This is a genomic window from Neptunomonas sp. ABH4_499 (genome assembly GCF_056160565.1).
Window position 1 is genome coordinate 36,729 of sequence record NZ_JBSWXK010000021.1, and the last position, 16,454, is coordinate 53,182.

Genomic DNA, 16,454 nt, shown 5'->3' on the forward strand with positions numbered 1-16,454 from the left:
CCGATATGGCATCACCGAAAGCTAAAATCCGAATTGGTGACCTGCTGGTTCAAAACGGCGTCATCAGCGAACCTCAGTTGATGGAGGCGCTGCAGCGCCAGAAAGAAACCCGTCAAAAACTCGGTCGCACCTTAATCTCGTTAGGGTATGTTGAAGAGCAGCAGTTTCTGGAGTTTTTGGCGCAGCAGATGAACGTGCCGCTGGTGGATCTGATCCATTACAGCTTTAACCAAGCGGACGTACTGAAACTCTCGGAAACCCACGCCCGTCGATTCCGCTGCATCGTGTTAAAAGAGCATCCGGATCACTTTTTGGTGGGGATGTCCGACCCCTTAGATCTGTTCGCCTTTGATGAGATTCAGCGCCTTTTACCGAAAACGGTTGAGCAGGCCGTTGTGTCCGAATCCCAACTGCTGCAAACCTTGGATCTGGTGTATCGCCGCTCCAGCGAGATTGAATCCCTTGCCGATGAGCTTAGCGAAGATCTGGGCGAAGACACCTTTGACCTCTCGCGCTTAACCGCCTCCGATGAGGTGGATGCGCCGGTGGTTAGGCTCTTAAAGAGCTTATTTGAAGATGCCGTGCAAGTTGGGGCATCGGATATCCACATTGAACCTGACGAGCACGTTCTTCGGATTCGCCAGCGTGTCGATGGCGTCCTGCAAGAGCAGGTGATGAAGGAAACTCGAATCGCCTCGGTATTGGTGTTGCGCCTTAAGTTGATGGCGCAGTTGAACATCTCGGAAAAGCGCTTGCCGCAAGATGGGCGTTTTCAGATCAACGTGAAAAACCGCACCGTGGATGTGCGTATCTCGACCCTGCCAGTGCAATACGGCGAGTCGGTCGTTATGCGTTTGTTGGATCAAAGCGGCGGCGTGATTGGCCTTGATAAAGCAGGCCTTCCGGATGTGATGCTGACCCGTTTACGACGCCTGATTCGAGAGCCGCACGGCATCTTGCTGGTGACAGGCCCCACCGGTAGCGGTAAAACCACGACGCTGTACGGCGCCCTCAACGAGCTAAACGACCCATCGCGGAAGATCATCACCGTTGAAGACCCCGTCGAGTATCGTTTGCCGCGCATCAGCCAAGTGCAGGTAAACCCACAAATCGGTTTGTCCTTCTCTAAGGTGCTGCGTACCTGTTTGCGTCAAGACCCGGATGTGCTCTTGGTGGGTGAGATACGTGATCTTGAAACCGCGGATATTGCGATGCGCGCGGCGATGACCGGTCACTTGGTGTTATCCACCTTGCACACCAACGATGCGATCTCAAGCGCCATGCGTCTGATTGATATTGGCGTAGAAGGGTATCTGGCAGGGACGGCGGTGCGCGGTATTTTGGCACAGCGATTAATCCGTAAAATCTGTGATAACTGCAAAACGCCGTATCAGCCAACGCTTCAAGAGCAGGTCTGGCTGGATCTTAAGCGGGAAGAGGCGCACGTGGATGGCCATCAGTTGTATCACGGCACCGGGTGCACCTACTGCAACAACACTGGCTACAAAGGCCGTACCGGTATATTTGAGCTGTTGGAACTGAACGATCAGATGGCCGATGCGCTTCGCCGTAACGACAGCGCGGAGTTTGCCAAGGTCGCCAAACACGCCGATGGCTATGAGCCTTTGATGATGAATGCGCTGAAACTGGCCGAGCAAGGGGTCACCTCGTTAGAGGAGGTGTTCCGCGTGACCGAACAGCTGGATGAGAGCTATTTGGATGCGGCCTCGGTGTCGGCTGACGCACATGATCATGCGGATACGCATCTAGGGGCGGCGCCTGCGGCTCCCACGAATACGCCATCCAAAGCGGATGTTCCCCCTTTGCCATCGTTCGAGCTGGATCAAAAAGAAGCCCGCAAAACCGATCAGTCGAACACGCCAAAACCGCCGCCGTTTGGCAATTTGGAGCTTGAGTAATGGCGAGCTTTAGCTATCGCGGGCGCTTAGCCGATGGCTCGGTTACCACTGGCCAGCTTGAGGGGTTAAACCCATCGGAGATCGCCTCGCAGCTGTTTGATCAGGGGATCACGCCGATTGCGATTGAGCAATCCGAAGGGGTTGGTCCAAAAGCGGAGAAAAAGCCGAGCCTGGCTCAGAAAAATCTCTTTGAACGGGTCAAAATTGATGAGCTGATCATGCTCTCGCGTCAGCTGGCCAGTCTGACTCGCGCCGGTGTGCCGATCACCAATGGCATGCGTGGGTTGGCGAATACCGTGGGTAACCCCCTCTTAAGTCGCACGCTGAACCAAATAGCGGATGATCTGGAGCGCGGTAATACGCTCTCGACCACCATGGCCAAGCATCCGAAGCTTTTTAACAACCTGTATGTGAGTTTGATCCACATCGGGGAGAACACCGGTCGCTTGGATGTGTCCTTCTCGCAGATGGCGAGCTATTTGGAGCTGGAGCGCCAAACCACCCGAAACATCAAACAAGCCACCCGCTACCCCATGTTTGTGTTCATCGCGATTGCGCTTGCGATTGGGGTGATCAACGTGTTTGTGATTCCGGCTTTTAAAGGTGTGTTCGACAGCTTTGGCGGCGAGATGCCGTGGCAAACCCGTGTGTTGATTACCCTGTCCGACTTTACCGTGAATTGGTGGTATTTGATTCTCGGTGTGTTGGTGGTGGGGCTGGTGAGCTTTATGCGCTGGAAGAAAACCCCGAAAGGGCGCCTTAAATGGGATGGGATCAAACTCAAAATGCCGCTGGTCGGCGAGATCTTCTACCGGGCCGTGCTGGGACGTTTTTCTCGCACCTTTAGCATTGTTTTGAAAGCCGGTATCCCGATTGAACAGGGCTTAACCATCGTGAGCCGTGCTGTGGGTAATGAGCACATCGGCCAAAAAATTGCCGGTATGCGCCGGGGCATTGAGCGCGGTGAAGGGTTCTCGACGACCGCCTATCGCACCGAGATGTTCAGTCCGTTGGTGATGCAGATGCTAGCCGTCGGTGAAGAGACCGGACGCGTGGATGAGATGCTCGAAGAGGTGGCTAACTTTTATGAGGAGGAGGTCGAGTACGACCTGAAAAACCTATCGAGTGTGATCGAGCCGATCTTGATTGTTGCGATTGGCATCATGGTACTGATTTTGGCGCTTGGTGTGTTCCTACCCTTGTGGGAACTGAGCACAACGATCAATAAGTGACGCGTATGGGGCCGATCTCGCGTCGATCTCGCCTGTTTGATGTGGCCATCACCATGGTCATTTTGGCGGTGTTGTACGGCACCTTGTCGCGTTATTTAGGCCAAGTGGGTGAGTCGGCCGAACGGGCGGCGATGCAAACCACCTTGATGCAGATCCAGCGACAAATCACGCTGACGCTGGCAAAACAGTATGTAAAAGGGCAGGGCGCTGCCGTTGGTGTGGCGATGAGTGATAACCCGTTTGATGGGTTTGAGAGCCCACCTAAAGGCTATCAAGGTGAGATTGATCACCTTTCGGATCTGCCGATGGATGGCCCAAGGGCGGTGTGGTACTTCGACCGGTCGACACATCACTTGGTGTATCTGGTCAGTCGGGGCGATTACCTGATCTATCACCGGCGTGACAGCAAGGCGGCGCGCCTGCAAATTCTCAGATTTGTGCTTAACTTAAGCTCAAATGCGGCCGATAACAAAGGCATACAACCAGGGTTTAATGCCACCTTGACGGCCGTTGACCTCTACCGTTGGGATATGGACACCAGCGACTAACCAAAACTCGAGGGAGTGATAGGACGTCAGTCATAGCGCATATGCGCTGATTTGGAGTAAGAGATATGAAACAGCAATCCGGTTTTACCATCATCGAGCTGGTGGTCGTTATCGCCCTTTTGGGGATCTTGGCGGCGGTCGCTCTTCCACGATTCATTGATGTAACAGATGACGCCCACGCAGCCTCTGTCCAAGGGACGGCGGGCGCTCTGGCCGCTGCTGTGAACTTGGTTAAGTCGCAAGCGATTGTCGAAAACGCAACGGCCGGTGACACCGTGACCATCGATGGCACGCACATCGTTGTGAACGCTAACCGCTACCCTACGCAAACCAACGGTTCTGCAGTCACTGATGGCAGTGCTACACCGGCGGTATCTGCCGCTAACTGTGTGGCGGTTTGGGATTCTGTCCTTCAAGCGGGCGCGCCATCCGCAGCTACTGCTGCTGGCTCTGATTTCTTGGCGACCACCAACGGTAACCAGTGCCTGTTCACCTACCAAAACTCAACTACCATCCCGGATACCGATCAGATCGGTTACGACACAACTTCGGGTGAAGTGGTGGTTCAGTAAGCGCGTCAACCAGCGAGTCCGTAACGATGAAGCATCGTGGCTTCTCGCTGGTTGAATTGGTCACGGTACTGGCTCTGGTGAGCATCCTCGGTGCCGTGGCGTTTGCTCGTTTTGCGAATGTCTCGAACTACCAATCTGCGATTTTTCGGCAAGAGTTACTCTCCTATTTTCGTCTCGCCCAACGTGTGGCTGTGGCTCACCAAGGGGGCGATACTGTCTTTTCCCTTCAGCAGACCGGCGCTACTTGGCAAGTGACGCTGCAGTTTGATGGCCAGACCCGCACCGATACCCTCGATGGTGAGGAGGCGGTCACCTTTCGCTTAGGCGGCTTTACAGGATCGTTGTCAGGCGGCACCTTGTATCGGGCCGTGTATAACGATGAGGGCGACTTCACTCAGGTGACATCCCCCGCCAACATCCCCGTTACCCAAAGTATTCAACTGACAGTTGGGGTTCATAACATCTGTGTGGCACCAACCGGGTTCGCTTATGATGGCAACTGCTTGTAAGCGCCCACACGGCTTTTCCATGATGGAGATAGTGCTGACCATCGCCATTATCAGTGTTTCATTGGTGGTCTTGATCACCGCCTTTGGCGGCTTAGCTAAGCGCACGGCCGACCCTGTCCTGCAAGCCAAAGCGGCCTTTTTGGGCCAAGCCTACATGGATGAGATCATCACCAAACGCTTTGATGAGCAATCACCTGTCGGTGGTACGCCTGCGTGCGATGCCAGCAGTTGCTCCGCGACTCTAGGCCCAGATGCGCTCCCAAGTGGCGCTACCGAAAGCCGCACCGATTATGACGATGTGGATGATTACACGGGCCTTATCGAAACGCCCTCGTTGAATGCGCTAGGGGCGGCGCGCCCTGAGTACGATGGCTTTCAAATTGCAGTACAAGTCCGTTACGCCGGTGGCGATTTTGGGCGGCCCAGCCATACGCTAAAACGGATCGAGGTGACGGTTACCCCACCCGGTGAGAACGGCATCCGTTTTACCGCCTATCGGGGGAATTATTGATGCAAAAGCCCCCATTACACGCCCAAGGTTTTACCTTAATTGAATTGATTGTGGTGATTGTCCTGTTAGGGATCATCGCACTAACAACGACGCAGTTTATCGTCTCCTCTGTATCGGGTTTTGCGGATCAGAACCGACGGGAGAGCATCGCCACGGCCAGTCGTGTGGCAATGGACCGCCTCGTGCGGGAGCTGCGAAACGCGCTGCCCAACAGCGTGCGTACCAATGGCAGCTGCTTAGAGTACATACCAGTTGAGGAAGCCACCCAGTACTTTGATGCCCCGTTTAGCGCGGCTTCGAGCAGTCTTTCGATGGTGCCGTTTTCGAGCACGCCCGAAATTACCCAAAACCAAACCCGTGCGGCCATCTACCCCATCAGCACCAGCGCTGTGTACAACACCGGCTCGTCATCGGTTATCTCGCCAACCATTAGTTCTTCGGCGGCGAGTTTAGTGGGGGCTGCGGCGGTAACACTCAGTTTTAATGCCAGCCATCAGTTTGCATCGGCTTCGCCGCAATCGCGCTTGTTTATGGTCGCCCCGCCGGTGAGTTGGTGTTTTGTGGGGGATAGACTGTATCGTTACAGCGGTTATAACCGCGCGAGTACGCAACCTACGCCGGCCAGTTTGCCAAGTACCGAGCCAAACCGAGGTTTGATGGCGTACCCAGTGACGGCAGGCACGCCGTTTCGCTTAAGTGATGCGACGCTCACGCGTAATGCCTTGGTGATCATCGAATACCAAGCGGTGCTCGAAGGGGAGTCGCTATTGATTCAGCAGGAGGTGCAAGTTCGAAATGCGCCTTAGACAACACGCCTTACGCATCCGATCAAAACATCATCAAGCCGGCCTTGGTTTGATCTCGGCGGTGTTTGTGATCGTGATCTTGGCTTTGCTGGTGGCTGGGATGAGCAAAGTGATGATGGTCTCGCAAAGTTATCGTGCTCAGGAAGTGCTGGCGGCGCGGGCTTTATTGGCGGCTCAGTCGGGCAGTGAATTACACCTATCCAGGTTGTTGCACCCTGATAATAGCGGAGTGTGTGTCTCAGACAGCGGGCAGGTATCGCTCAGTGCAGATGGCCTTGCTGGGTGTGGCTACCAAGCCAGCTGCAGCGCCATTACCATTGATACGAAAAGCTACTTTACGATCGAGAGCACCGGGAGGTGTGGCTCTGGGGTGGATTCGGCCACGCGCATTATCCGAACGCGCGTGGCGAATTGATCTTAGGCTTGGATGCCGTATTGCTCGCGGTAGGCGTTGATGGCCGCAATCGCCTCGTCGTAGCCGCCGGCTTCGCTTAGGTACTCAACGATGTCATCCAGCGATACGATGCTGACCACTTGCATGCCGTAATCGCGCTCCACCTCTTGGATCGCGGACAGCTCACCTTTGCCTTTTTCCATACGGTTTAGGGCGATCATAACCGCTGCAGGCGTTGCTTGGTTGGCGTTGATGATCTCCATCACTTCGCGGATGGCAGTACCTGCGGTGATTACATCGTCGATGATCATCACTCGGCCTTCCAGTGGTGCGCCGACTAAGTTGCCGCCTTCGCCGTGATCTTTGGCCTCTTTACGGTTGAAAACGTAAGGCACGTCGCGGTTAAAATCGTTGGACAGCGCCACAGCAGCCGAGGCCGCCAGTGGAATGCCTTTGTACGCAGGGCCAAACAGCACATCAAACTCGATGCCCGCATCTTCAATGGCGGCTGCGTAGAAACGCCCCAGTTTGGCAAGTGCGGTACCTGTGTTAAACAGGCCAGCATTAAAGAAGTAAGGGCTTACCCGGCCGGACTTAAGAGTAAACTCACCAAAACGCAGTACGTTTTGTTCGATGGCAAATTGAATAAACTCTCGTTGATAGTCACGCATGGTCGGCTCTCGTATTGGGTTAAAAGACGACATTTTAACACTGATTTTATCCCTAAGTGCGTATAAGCGTGAGATTTTACCGAGCTTGAAATTTCATTTTGGTAAACTTACCTATACAATTCATATACATTTTTCAATCGGTTTTTCGCTTTACAGGAACCCACCCAACTATGCGAGTTATCACCTTCAATACACAAGGTATTGAGCAGGCGGCTGATAAAGGATTCTTTGACTGGATGATCCATCAGGATGCAGACGTCGTCTGCCTGCAGGATCTTCGGGCAAAAGAGTATCAGCTGGACGGTGATCGTTATCATCCTGATGGATACTTCCCATACTTCTTCGATGCGTTCGAAGATGGCTATAGCGGTGTAGCGATCTACACCCGTCACATGCCTAAGGCGATCATGACCGGCCTTGGGTTTGAGTTGTGCGACTTCCACGGTCGCTTTATTCAGGCCGATTTCGATAAAGTCAGCGTGTCCTCTTTGCACATCCCATCGGGATTAAAAGGCCACGAAGCACAAAAGACCAAAGATGAGTTTATGACGCACTTTATGGGGCACCTTAAAAAGACCCTACGTAAGCGTCGTGACTTTATCTTCTGCGGTACTTTTAATACCGCACACCGCACGGTCGACCTAAGCAACTGGTACGCGAACCAAACCGTATCGGGCTTTTTACCCAGCGAGCGCGCATGGATGGAAGAGATGCTGGGCGAGTTAGGCTTTATTGACGCGTTTCGCGAAGTGAACAAAGCGGACCGTCAGTTTACTTGGTGGCCGGATTACAACCGTGCTCGCTCCCTGAATGAGGGTGCACGTTTGGATTACCAAGTGACGACTGCGAACCTGCGTAAGATCGTGAAAAGCGTTCAGATCTACAAAGACGAGATGTTCTCGGAACACGCGCCTTTGATCATCGACTACGATATGGATCTGTAACCAAGATTGTCACACGCAAGATGCAAAAAAGGCGCTTACATCAGCGCCTTTTTTAATGCTTCGGACAAGGAACCGAATCAGAAGTGAGTGGGCAGATGCTTACTTCGCCTCTGCCAACGCCTTTTTCTGCAGCTCAACGATCTCTTTAATGCCTTTTTCGGCCAGTGCCAGCATCTTGTTCAGCTCGTCTTGCGTGTACGGCGCGCCTTCGGCAGTGCCTTGTACCTCAATAAAACCGCCTTTATCCGTCATGATCACGTTCATGTCGGTTTCGGCTGCGGAATCTTCAGCGTAATCCAAATCCAGTACCGGCTCTCCCTTGTAGATACCCACAGAGATGGCCGCCAGCATGTGCTTGATCGGGTTGCCTTTCAGAGCACCGTGCTTGTCTTGCTTTAGGAACTCGATCGCATCCATCAGGGCAACGCAGGCACCTGTGATTGATGCCGTGCGAGTACCGCCGTCGGCTTGAATTACATCGCAGTCGATGGTGATGGTGTTTTCACCCAGTTTGTTCAAGTCCAGTGCGGCACGCAACGAGCGGCCGATCAGGCGTTGGATCTCAATCGTACGGCCGCCTTGCTTACCGCGCGCCGCTTCACGGTCATTACGGGTATTGGTAGAGCGGGGCAGCATGCCGTATTCGGCCGTAACCCAGCCAGAGCCAGAACCACGCAAGAAGCGAGGCACGCCGCGATCAACGGTCGCGGTGCAGATCACTTTGGTATCGCCAAACTCAACCAATACAGATCCTTCTGCGTGTTTAGTGAAGTTACGAGTGATTTTGATCTCGCGTAACTGATCCGGCTGACGACCGCTTGGGCGGATAGTGGTCAGACCCAAGGATTGAAGTTGGTCGGAGATTGTAGAACTCATGAATAACGATACCTTTTACTGTGTTTAACACCGTCTAATGACTATTGGCTTAATAGAGCGACAGCCATTTGACTGTTACACTATGAATCGACGCTAATTCTAATCGAGATGGAATCATATGACACGTAGTATGACGGCTTTTGCCAGACAGGAAAGTCAGCACAGTTGGGGCACGGTTATTTGGGAAGTCCGTTCCGTTAATCACCGTTTTTTGGAACCGCATCTGCGTATCCCTGATCAATTCCGCGAATTAGAAGGCACACTGCGCGAGCGCCTGCGTAAAAAACTCAGCCGCGGTAAAGTCGAGTGCACTTTGCGCTTTATGCCAGATGCCAAAGCGCAAAGCCTGCAAATTAACGAAGTGTTTACGCAGCAACTGGTCGAAGCCACCCATCAGATCGAAGCGATCATGGGCCCAAGCCAAACCATCAGCCCGATTGAGCTCTTGAAATGGCCAGGCGTACTGCAAGACGCCCAAATCGATATGGACGAGGTGAAAAGCGTAATCACCCAACTGTTCGATACCGCACTGGATGACCTTGTAAAAGGTCGCGAGCGCGAAGGACAAGAGCTGGCTAACCTGATCCTCCAACGCATCGATGGCATCAGCGCCGTTGTTGCCGATGTACGCGCCAAAATGCCAACCATCCTCGATAACCAACGCAACCTGTTGCGCAGCCGTGTCGCGGAGCTGGGCGTGGAGCTTGACCCACAACGCTTAGAGCAAGAGATTGTGATTCTGGCGCAAAAAGCCGATGTGGATGAAGAGATGGACCGCTTAGACACCCACGTTCAAGAAGTGCGCCGCATCCTGAAAAAACGCGAGCCGGTGGGCCGCCGTTTGGACTTTTTAATGCAAGAGCTTAACCGCGAAGCGAACACGCTGTCGTCGAAATCGATTGTGACGGATACCACACAAAGCGCGGTGGAGCTGAAGGTGTTGATTGAGCAGATGCGGGAGCAGATTCAAAACATCGAATAGTTTTTTTACCCGTCCAAGAATGTCTTAGAAGCCCTGTTATTTGCTTGTAAATACAGGGCTTTTTTATTTTTCCCGTCCAAATCGGTTTGCAGATGTTCGTTACCAACTACCTGTTTAGTGGTGGGCAGAATGGTGGGCAGCCCCCTCATTTTGGCTCAATAAGCGTTTTGCGGTGAGCAAATTGGTGAGCAGTAAGTTGCCCAATTTTCGCATTTAACTCGCCACCACAACAGGTTAGCTGCTGATTCAATAAGCAAATCGGTGGTGGGCAGCCATTATTGCCCCCTCCATTATTTCAGCAACTATGGAGTAAACATGGGAAAACTCACAGCAAAACAGGTTATTGCATACAGCAAAGCCGACCCCAAAAAATATTCAGACGGTGAAGGCCTATACTTTTGCGTCCGCAAACAGGGTTCGCCTTATTGGATGATCCGCTACACCACAGCCAAAGGAAGACGAGAAGCGACCTTGGGACAATTTCCTTTAATGTCGTTGGCAGACGCTCGAATTGCCGCCGCTTATTTTCGAAAAGAAGTACGCGACGGCATAGATCCTCTTCTGGAAAAACAGAAAATCGAGTTACCTGAGATTGAAACCGTGGATCAACTGTTCCATGACTGGTATCGAACCGATCTGAGCCGAAGACTTAAGCATCCCAAGATTCCGTATCGGGTTTACACCAAAGACATAAGCCCAGTCATTGGCATTAAGTGTATTGCTGAGGTGACTGCACGCGATGTGCGCGAAGTATTAGAGCGCATTCGAGAAAGTAACCGCCCTACCATTGCCAACGATACCTTGATGTACATGAAGCAGCTGTTTCGGCATGCGATAAAGCTCGACTTAACGCTGAACAACCCAGCCGCAGCATTTACCGTAGACGATGCCGGTGGCGTGGAGTCTAGTAAAGACAGGATGCTCAGCAAAGAGGAAATTCACTACGCCTTTAGCGTGTTTCATACCCATATCAATAGCTTTGGCCGCGACAACTACCTCGCTTGCTGCCTGTTTTTGGTGTTGGGTGTGCGCAAAAGCGAATTGTGCGAAGCCATGTGGCGTGAAATGGATTTAACCACGGGTGTGTGGGATCTACCCAAAGAACGCAGCAAAACCGGCGTCCCCATTAGCATCCCCTTACCGCGCCAAGCCATTGCCTGGTTTAACGAGCTGCAAGTCCGCGCTTGTGGCTCGCCTTATGTTTTCCCGGCCAGACGAGCAAGCCATCGTCCACATATGGGGCCAGATACGCTAAACCGCGCCATTTCTAAACTCTTTGGTCGCGAGCCGGGTCGCAAAAAACAGCCACCCAATAAGATGGGTAAACTCGAACACTTCACCGTACACGATTTACGCCGCACCTTTCGCAGCCTTGCCGCCTCTTTGGGCATTGCAGGCAATGTGGCCGAACGCTGTCTTAACCATAAGCTAAAAGGCGTTGAGGGCATCTACGACCGACACGATTACTTTGAAGAGCGACGTATTACCCATCAAACCGTAGCTGATGTGGTTGAACCGCTGGTGAACTTTGAACACCCTTCACAGCACCACACAGGAGGGCGTTAACATGCGACTGATGATGCGACTCGCCCCCATTACCTTTCCAATAGCCATGCTGGCAGGCCTTGGTTGGTGTATTGGCATTGCCTTACTCGAACAACCTCATAGCGTAGGCTACGCACTTACTCGGCATTGCCTGATGGTATTCGTGGTACTCGCTCCTTGGCTGACATTAAAACTCACGTTCTACGTGATTGTCAGCCTAGGACGTAAACTGGGGCTCATCCCGTCTGCACGCCCAACGTACAGCCTAGGTTATGAAGAATCCCTCTATTGGTTCAGAGTATTGGCGTTCTTCGATGGCAAACGCAGTCGTATGCCAAAAAAGCCAATCAGGCGAAATTAGCAAGCCCCCATTTGCTCACTTACTGTGGGCAGTTGGGACAATGGGGCAACACTAGATATAGCAAGCTTTAGAGGGTGAATAAGAGGTAATTAAACTGCCCCAAGGAATGGGGCAGTCGGGGATGCGGTAAGAACTCCTAACCGCATCAAAAATGCCAAACTTGCAAAAGTCCCAAAATGGGACTAACATCTGTTTATGAGAATTATCGCATTATCAACCTTAAAAACATTTTGGGAAGACAGCCCAGAATACATCGACGCTAAAGAGCCAACTTTAGCGTGGTATAGGCATGCATTAAACGCTGATTGGGGATCACCGGCGGATGTGAAACAGGACTTTGGAAATGCCAGTATCCTCAAAGATGGGCGTGTCGTGTTTAACATTGCCGGTAATAAATACCGATTAGTCGTTTGGATCAATTATGCCTACAAGGTGGTTTACATACGGTTTATCGGCAGCCATGCACAATACGATCAAATTGATGTGCAAACGATTTAAAGCCAAAAGGTAGTAACAAGAGGTAAATATAATGGACATCAGACCTATTAAAACAGATGCCGACTACCGCGCGGCATTAAACGACATCGAAAACCTAATGATGGCGGAGCCAGATACCGTTGAAGGTGAAAAGCTGGACATTTTGGTTACGTTAGTCGAGGCCTACGAAGCAAAACATTTTCCAATGGATTTGCCAGACCCTGTTGAGGCAATAAAGTTTGAGATGGAGCGCAAAGGCTTAACGGTTAAAGATCTTGAACCCATGATAGGTAAAAGCAATCGTGTTTATGAAATCCTAAACCATAAGCGATCACTCACGCTAAAAATGATTTGGAAACTTCATGAAGGGTTAGGTATTCCAGCAGAGTCGCTGATCAAGCCACCGCAAGTTCGCGCTTCATAGTGCTTCGAATCAAAATTAGTTTGTTATGAATGATGCTCGCTACCCAAACATTTCTGCTATTGATAACAGGCTAGCTGAGCTTGAAAACGAAAAGCAACAGCTTCTCGCATTAAGAGAGGCTTTGCGTAGCGCTCAAAACGAGCGTTCAGTACAGACATTCACGCCAGCACAAAAGGTCGCCCTGTTCAGACAACGATTTCGTGGACGAGAGGATATCTTTGCCAATCGTTGGCAAAACCAACAGGGCCGAAGTGGCTACTCCGTAGCCTGTGATAATGAATGGGTAAACGGGGTTTGCAACAAACCCCGCATTAAATGCCAAGACTGTTCACACCGAAAGTTTAGCGAACTAAACGAGCGCATTATTTACAGGCACCTTGCCGGTCATCAAGTGGTCGGGCTGTATCCCTTAATGAAAGATAATACGTGCTATTTGTTGGCAGCCGATTTTGACAAAGGCTGTTGGCAAGAAGAAGTCAAAGCAATGTCCAAAGCGTGCCAAGCGTTTGATATTCCCCACGCGATAGAAATCTCGCGTTCTGGCAACGGGGCGCACTTATGGATCTTTTTTGAAACCAATATCCCGGCGAACCAAGCTCGGGCACTGGGTTTCGCTTTGCTTGATAAAGCCATGGAAATATTTCCAAATCTTTCGTTTGACTCCTATGACAGGCTCTTTCCTAACCAAGATGTACTTCCTGAAGGCGGGTTTGGCAATCTCATTGCGCTACCACTTCAAAAGGAGGCTCGCCTTTCAGGCCGTAGTTGCTTTGTTGACAGTGATCTGAATTCCATCGATGATCAATGGCAGTACCTTGCTGGGCTTAAAACGCTCACTCAGTCGAGTATTGATCAACTCATAACAACCATTTCACCCAATACCCTATTGCTGTCCGAACAAGAGCTAACAGACAACCGCCCTCCTTGGGAAATCACGGCCAAAGCCGCACCAATAAAATTAGAGTCTTTGCCGAAAAACGTGACCATTACCTTGGCCAACCATATCTACTTTTTGATGAGCGAGTTACCTGGGCCACTACTGGCAGGTCTAAAGCGATTAGCGAGTTTTTCTAATCCTGTGTTTTTTAAAACACAAGCGTTGCGCTTTTCAACCCATGGCATTCCAAGGTTTATTTCCTGTGCTCGTATTGAAAACGGTTATCTAGCTCTACCGCGAGGCTGTCTTGATGACGCGATTGCTTTGCTACAAGAGCAAAATATTTCGCCTCTATTTGACGATAAGCGTGAAACCGGCAAACCATTATTGAAGCTTAGCCCCGAGTTCACTTTGCGAAAGAACCAGCGTGACGCAATGGCCGCAATATCTAAACACGACTTCGGTATTTTGCATGCGCCCACCGCATTTGGAAAAACGGTTACAGCCATTGGTATGATCGTAAAACGCAAAGTAAATACCCTAATACTGGTTCATAGCCGACAACTGCTCGAACAATGGCAAGAGCGCTTGCGCACGTTCCTACCCGAAGTAACCATTGGCAGTATAGGCGGAGGTAAAAGAAAGTCGAGTGGCATTATCGACATAGCCACCTACCAAAGCTTGGTCAATAAAAAAGACAACTCCATCACGCCTCTCATCCAAGACTATGGCCACATTATTGTTGACGAATGCCATCATCTATCTGCACCAAGGTTTGAAATGGTACTCAACGAGGTAAGAGCAAAATATGTATTGGGCCTAACAGCAACACCAGAGCGACAAGATGGTCATCAAAAGATCATTTTCATGGCGGCAGGGCCCATTCGCTACAAAGTGAAGCAAAGCCCTGATGAGCAATTTACTCAAACCGTGATGATTCATCAGCTCTACGATGTACCGTCAGCAGAGCTAATAACAACAGGTGAGCGTCCAAAAATAAGCGATGCCTACCGCTGGCTCGTCGATAACGAACAGCGCACGTCAAAAATCGTCTCAGACGCCTACGAGTGTGTTCAAAATGGCGGACACCCGTTAGTCCTTACAGAGCGTAGAGAGCACGCAGTGTACATACACTCACGACTTACCGAGATGGGTATAAGCACTGTCGTACTTAAAGGCGCCATGAAAGCTGCGGAACGCAAGAACGCTGATAATCATCTGCAATCGGCTCAAGTCGTCGTCGCAACAGGAAAATATGTAGGCGAAGGGTTTGACCTACCAAGACTGGATACGTTGTTTTTGGCCATGCCAATCGCATGGAAAGGTACTTTAGCCCAATATGCCGGTCGTATTCATCGTGAATCCGAAGGAAAAACACAAGTCACCATTCACGACTATGTAGACTGCGCCCTTCCTATGCTGCAACGCATGTTTAAAAAACGCGAGAAAAGCTACAAGGCAATGGGATACGCCCTTGAGTACATTGATGACAACAGTAATAAGCAAGCTGCACTCAAGTTGGTAAACGCCTCTTCAACAAATACCAAGTCAAATTAGCAAGCCGCTCTTCGTTCAACACTTCCCCATGCCTTTACCCCCATACGCCAAAACCACTATCCGTTTGGCTTTTGGATCGAGAAGCCAAACAGGGAAATTAGCCTATTTACTGTTTGGCGTCTCGATTGAAATCCAACGCTGCTAGGCCTTGCCGGTACTGGCGCAAAGCAAGATTTGGCACTTTTTGCACTCTAAACCAACCTCGACTCCAACGTACAAACCGTTTGATTTTTTAAACCCAGAATGCAAACGATCGTTTGGCGTCTCGATTTTTTTGCACTAGCCAAATGCCGCCAAACAGCGCCGTATTGGACTATGTATATCAAACGGTTAGCCGCAAACAGGCCATAACAAAAAACCGATTTGACTGGTTAGTTTGATGGCCATTTCTTTCATCTAATTCACCACCGCGTCTGCATCCGACCACTGAAAATAGACGGCATGAAGAACCAAAAGGTGATAAGTGACGTGTTATGGGCAAGTGGCAACAATTGGGATAGAGAATGGATACAGCAGGTGGTCGCTTTACTGGTTGGGCATGGCACGTTTACCCTCTACCCAGCACTAAGCCATTGCGAGAATGCGGCCGAACGCCTAACCCGCTGGCTGACCTACCAGTTACCGCGCGTTAAACAAGCGCACCCAGGCTGCCCGATTCACCAATGGCTCAATAGCATTGGCGCACAAGTGATCGTAGAGAAATGGCAGAGCCCCGAGCAATGGCCAAACCTGTATTGGCTGCCTTTACCTGAGGTTGATGGCCAAGCGCAAGGCGGGTTGGTTTTGTTACCGGCACATTTTTTACCGGTATATATGAACGGCACAATACAAACCAGAACATTGCAAGCAAACACACCGGCCAACGCCTGTATCTTTTGGTGCATCACGCCTTTGTCTAAAACAGGAAAGCGCGCTATCTTGCACCCCAAACAGCAAAACCGCGCATTTTGCCTGCCCAGTAAGCCAGAACAAATAGGAAAATCGTGCACGGGGTTATTAGTGAGCGGTTTAAGAAAAGAAAGCCAAAAACGAAACGCCAACGTGATCAGTCACCAGTTAAACCTAGCGCTGTTGCACCACCTTTGTGGGCCGGAGAATGATGTGTGGATTACGAACAAATGCTTTGTTAACGACAAGAAGGAAACTCAACAACAAGGCTAAATAGTCGCCCCTGAAAAACACCCTTTACGCACGGACCAAACTCAGGCTCTGTGCGTTCATTTCTCTTCTTTCCAATAACCCGATCAAA

At 51.0% G+C, this 16,454-nt stretch carries 18 protein-coding genes; 16 read left to right on the forward strand and 2 right to left on the reverse strand.

Annotation, left to right across the window (positions count from 1 at the left end; genetic code table 11):
* The first annotated feature begins 5 nt into the window (after positions 1–5).
* The 8 genes from ACXAF9_RS16490 to ACXAF9_RS16525 all read left to right on the forward strand — a co-directional run bounded on the left by ACXAF9_RS16490 (position 6) and on the right by ACXAF9_RS16525 (position 6,512).
* A complete protein-coding gene (locus tag ACXAF9_RS16490; RefSeq protein WP_475076043.1) occupies positions 6–1,919 on the forward strand; it encodes a GspE/PulE family protein in 1,914 nt (637 codons plus the stop codon).
* A complete protein-coding gene (locus tag ACXAF9_RS16495; protein WP_475076045.1) occupies positions 1,919–3,151 on the forward strand; it encodes a type II secretion system F family protein in 1,233 nt (410 codons plus the stop codon). Before ACXAF9_RS16490 ends, ACXAF9_RS16495 begins: the two co-directional genes overlap by 1 nt.
* A 5-nt stretch (positions 3,152–3,156) precedes the next feature.
* Positions 3,157–3,699 carry a hypothetical protein gene (locus tag ACXAF9_RS16500; RefSeq protein WP_475076047.1) on the forward strand — a complete coding sequence of 181 codons (543 nt, stop codon included), beginning with the start codon at positions 3,157–3,159 and terminating at the stop codon, positions 3,697–3,699.
* 65 nt (positions 3,700–3,764) lie between these two features.
* Entirely contained in the window at positions 3,765–4,271 is a 507-nt protein-coding gene (locus ACXAF9_RS16505) for a pilus assembly FimT family protein (protein ID WP_475076049.1), read from the forward strand.
* Between the two features lie 26 nt (positions 4,272–4,297).
* Positions 4,298–4,780, forward strand: coding sequence for a pilus assembly FimT family protein (locus tag ACXAF9_RS16510; protein WP_475076051.1), 483 nt, complete (start codon positions 4,298–4,300; stop codon positions 4,778–4,780).
* Positions 4,761–5,291 carry a type II secretion system protein gene (locus tag ACXAF9_RS16515; RefSeq protein WP_475076052.1) on the forward strand — a complete coding sequence of 177 codons (531 nt, stop codon included), beginning with the start codon at positions 4,761–4,763 and terminating at the stop codon, positions 5,289–5,291. The genes ACXAF9_RS16510 and ACXAF9_RS16515 overlap by 20 nt, the downstream gene beginning before the upstream one ends.
* Positions 5,291–6,097, forward strand: coding sequence for a PulJ/GspJ family protein (locus ACXAF9_RS16520; protein WP_475076054.1), 807 nt, complete (start codon positions 5,291–5,293; stop codon positions 6,095–6,097). Before ACXAF9_RS16515 ends, ACXAF9_RS16520 begins: the two co-directional genes overlap by 1 nt.
* Positions 6,087–6,512, forward strand: a complete 426-nt coding sequence (locus tag ACXAF9_RS16525) for a hypothetical protein (protein WP_475076058.1) — start codon at positions 6,087–6,089, stop codon at positions 6,510–6,512. Before ACXAF9_RS16520 ends, ACXAF9_RS16525 begins: the two co-directional genes overlap by 11 nt.
* 2 nt (positions 6,513–6,514) lie before the next feature.
* Here the strand turns inward: ACXAF9_RS16525 and pyrE are convergent, their stop codons facing one another.
* Positions 6,515–7,162, reverse strand: coding sequence for an orotate phosphoribosyltransferase (gene pyrE, locus ACXAF9_RS16530; protein WP_475076060.1), 648 nt, complete (start codon positions 7,160–7,162; stop codon positions 6,515–6,517).
* 170 nt (positions 7,163–7,332) lie between these two features.
* Between pyrE and ACXAF9_RS16535 the strand changes: the two genes are divergently transcribed.
* Positions 7,333–8,106, forward strand: coding sequence for an exodeoxyribonuclease III (locus tag ACXAF9_RS16535; protein WP_475076064.1), 774 nt, complete (start codon positions 7,333–7,335; stop codon positions 8,104–8,106).
* A 99-nt stretch (positions 8,107–8,205) separates the two neighbouring features.
* On the opposite strand, the gene rph is transcribed toward ACXAF9_RS16535, so the two are convergent.
* Positions 8,206–8,982 (reverse strand): ribonuclease PH, encoded by a 777-nt coding sequence (gene rph, locus ACXAF9_RS16540; RefSeq protein WP_475076066.1) that lies wholly within the window; start codon positions 8,980–8,982, stop codon positions 8,206–8,208.
* Between the two features lie 118 nt (positions 8,983–9,100).
* Here rph and ACXAF9_RS16545 point away from each other — a divergent pair, with 118 nt between their 5' ends.
* The 7 genes from ACXAF9_RS16545 (at position 9,101) to ACXAF9_RS16575 (ending at position 16,366) form a co-directional block, all read left to right on the forward strand.
* Positions 9,101–9,964: a YicC/YloC family endoribonuclease gene (locus ACXAF9_RS16545; RefSeq protein ID WP_475076068.1), complete on the forward strand. Its 864-nt coding sequence runs from the start codon at positions 9,101–9,103 to the stop codon at positions 9,962–9,964.
* 315 nt (positions 9,965–10,279) lie between these two features.
* A complete protein-coding gene (locus ACXAF9_RS16550) occupies positions 10,280–11,530 on the forward strand; it encodes a tyrosine-type recombinase/integrase (RefSeq protein ID WP_475076070.1) in 1,251 nt (416 codons plus the stop codon).
* 1 nt (position 11,531) lies between these two features.
* The gene (locus tag ACXAF9_RS16555) at positions 11,532–11,870 is read left to right on the forward strand and encodes a hypothetical protein (RefSeq protein WP_475076072.1); all 339 of its coding nucleotides are present in this window, start codon (positions 11,532–11,534) and stop codon (positions 11,868–11,870) included.
* Between the two features lie 195 nt (positions 11,871–12,065).
* Positions 12,066–12,368 carry a type II toxin-antitoxin system HigB family toxin gene (locus ACXAF9_RS16560; protein WP_075607785.1) on the forward strand — a complete coding sequence of 101 codons (303 nt, stop codon included), beginning with the start codon at positions 12,066–12,068 and terminating at the stop codon, positions 12,366–12,368.
* A 31-nt stretch (positions 12,369–12,399) separates the two neighbouring features.
* A complete protein-coding gene (locus ACXAF9_RS16565; protein ID WP_000354815.1) occupies positions 12,400–12,771 on the forward strand; it encodes a helix-turn-helix domain-containing protein in 372 nt (123 codons plus the stop codon).
* A gap of 25 nt (positions 12,772–12,796) precedes the next feature.
* Entirely contained in the window at positions 12,797–15,205 is a 2,409-nt protein-coding gene (locus tag ACXAF9_RS16570) for a TOTE conflict system archaeo-eukaryotic primase domain-containing protein (protein ID WP_475076077.1), read from the forward strand.
* A gap of 516 nt (positions 15,206–15,721) precedes the next feature.
* The gene (locus tag ACXAF9_RS16575) at positions 15,722–16,366 is read left to right on the forward strand and encodes a hypothetical protein (protein ID WP_475076079.1); all 645 of its coding nucleotides are present in this window, start codon (positions 15,722–15,724) and stop codon (positions 16,364–16,366) included.
* The last annotated feature ends 88 nt before the right edge of the window (positions 16,367–16,454 follow it).

Coding starts and splice junctions, on each gene's coding strand:
- ACXAF9_RS16490 (WP_475076043.1), top strand. CDS start 6: ATGGCATCACCGAAAGCTAAAATCCGAATTGGTGACCTGCTGGTTCAA.
- ACXAF9_RS16495 (WP_475076045.1), top strand. CDS start 1,919: ATGGCGAGCTTTAGCTATCGCGGGCGCTTAGCCGATGGCTCGGTTACC.
- ACXAF9_RS16500 (WP_475076047.1), top strand. CDS start 3,157: ATGGGGCCGATCTCGCGTCGATCTCGCCTGTTTGATGTGGCCATCACC.
- ACXAF9_RS16505 (WP_475076049.1), top strand. CDS start 3,765: ATGAAACAGCAATCCGGTTTTACCATCATCGAGCTGGTGGTCGTTATC.
- ACXAF9_RS16510 (WP_475076051.1), top strand. CDS start 4,298: ATGAAGCATCGTGGCTTCTCGCTGGTTGAATTGGTCACGGTACTGGCT.
- ACXAF9_RS16515 (WP_475076052.1), top strand. CDS start 4,761: ATGATGGCAACTGCTTGTAAGCGCCCACACGGCTTTTCCATGATGGAG.
- ACXAF9_RS16520 (WP_475076054.1), top strand. CDS start 5,291: ATGCAAAAGCCCCCATTACACGCCCAAGGTTTTACCTTAATTGAATTG.
- ACXAF9_RS16525 (WP_475076058.1), top strand. CDS start 6,087: ATGCGCCTTAGACAACACGCCTTACGCATCCGATCAAAACATCATCAA.
- pyrE (WP_475076060.1), bottom strand. CDS start 7,162: ATGCGTGACTATCAACGAGAGTTTATTCAATTTGCCATCGAACAAAAC.
- ACXAF9_RS16535 (WP_475076064.1), top strand. CDS start 7,333: ATGCGAGTTATCACCTTCAATACACAAGGTATTGAGCAGGCGGCTGAT.
- rph (WP_475076066.1), bottom strand. CDS start 8,982: ATGAGTTCTACAATCTCCGACCAACTTCAATCCTTGGGTCTGACCACT.
- ACXAF9_RS16545 (WP_475076068.1), top strand. CDS start 9,101: ATGACACGTAGTATGACGGCTTTTGCCAGACAGGAAAGTCAGCACAGT.
- ACXAF9_RS16550 (WP_475076070.1), top strand. CDS start 10,280: ATGGGAAAACTCACAGCAAAACAGGTTATTGCATACAGCAAAGCCGAC.
- ACXAF9_RS16555 (WP_475076072.1), top strand. CDS start 11,532: ATGCGACTGATGATGCGACTCGCCCCCATTACCTTTCCAATAGCCATG.
- ACXAF9_RS16560 (WP_075607785.1), top strand. CDS start 12,066: ATGAGAATTATCGCATTATCAACCTTAAAAACATTTTGGGAAGACAGC.
- ACXAF9_RS16565 (WP_000354815.1), top strand. CDS start 12,400: ATGGACATCAGACCTATTAAAACAGATGCCGACTACCGCGCGGCATTA.
- ACXAF9_RS16570 (WP_475076077.1), top strand. CDS start 12,797: ATGAATGATGCTCGCTACCCAAACATTTCTGCTATTGATAACAGGCTA.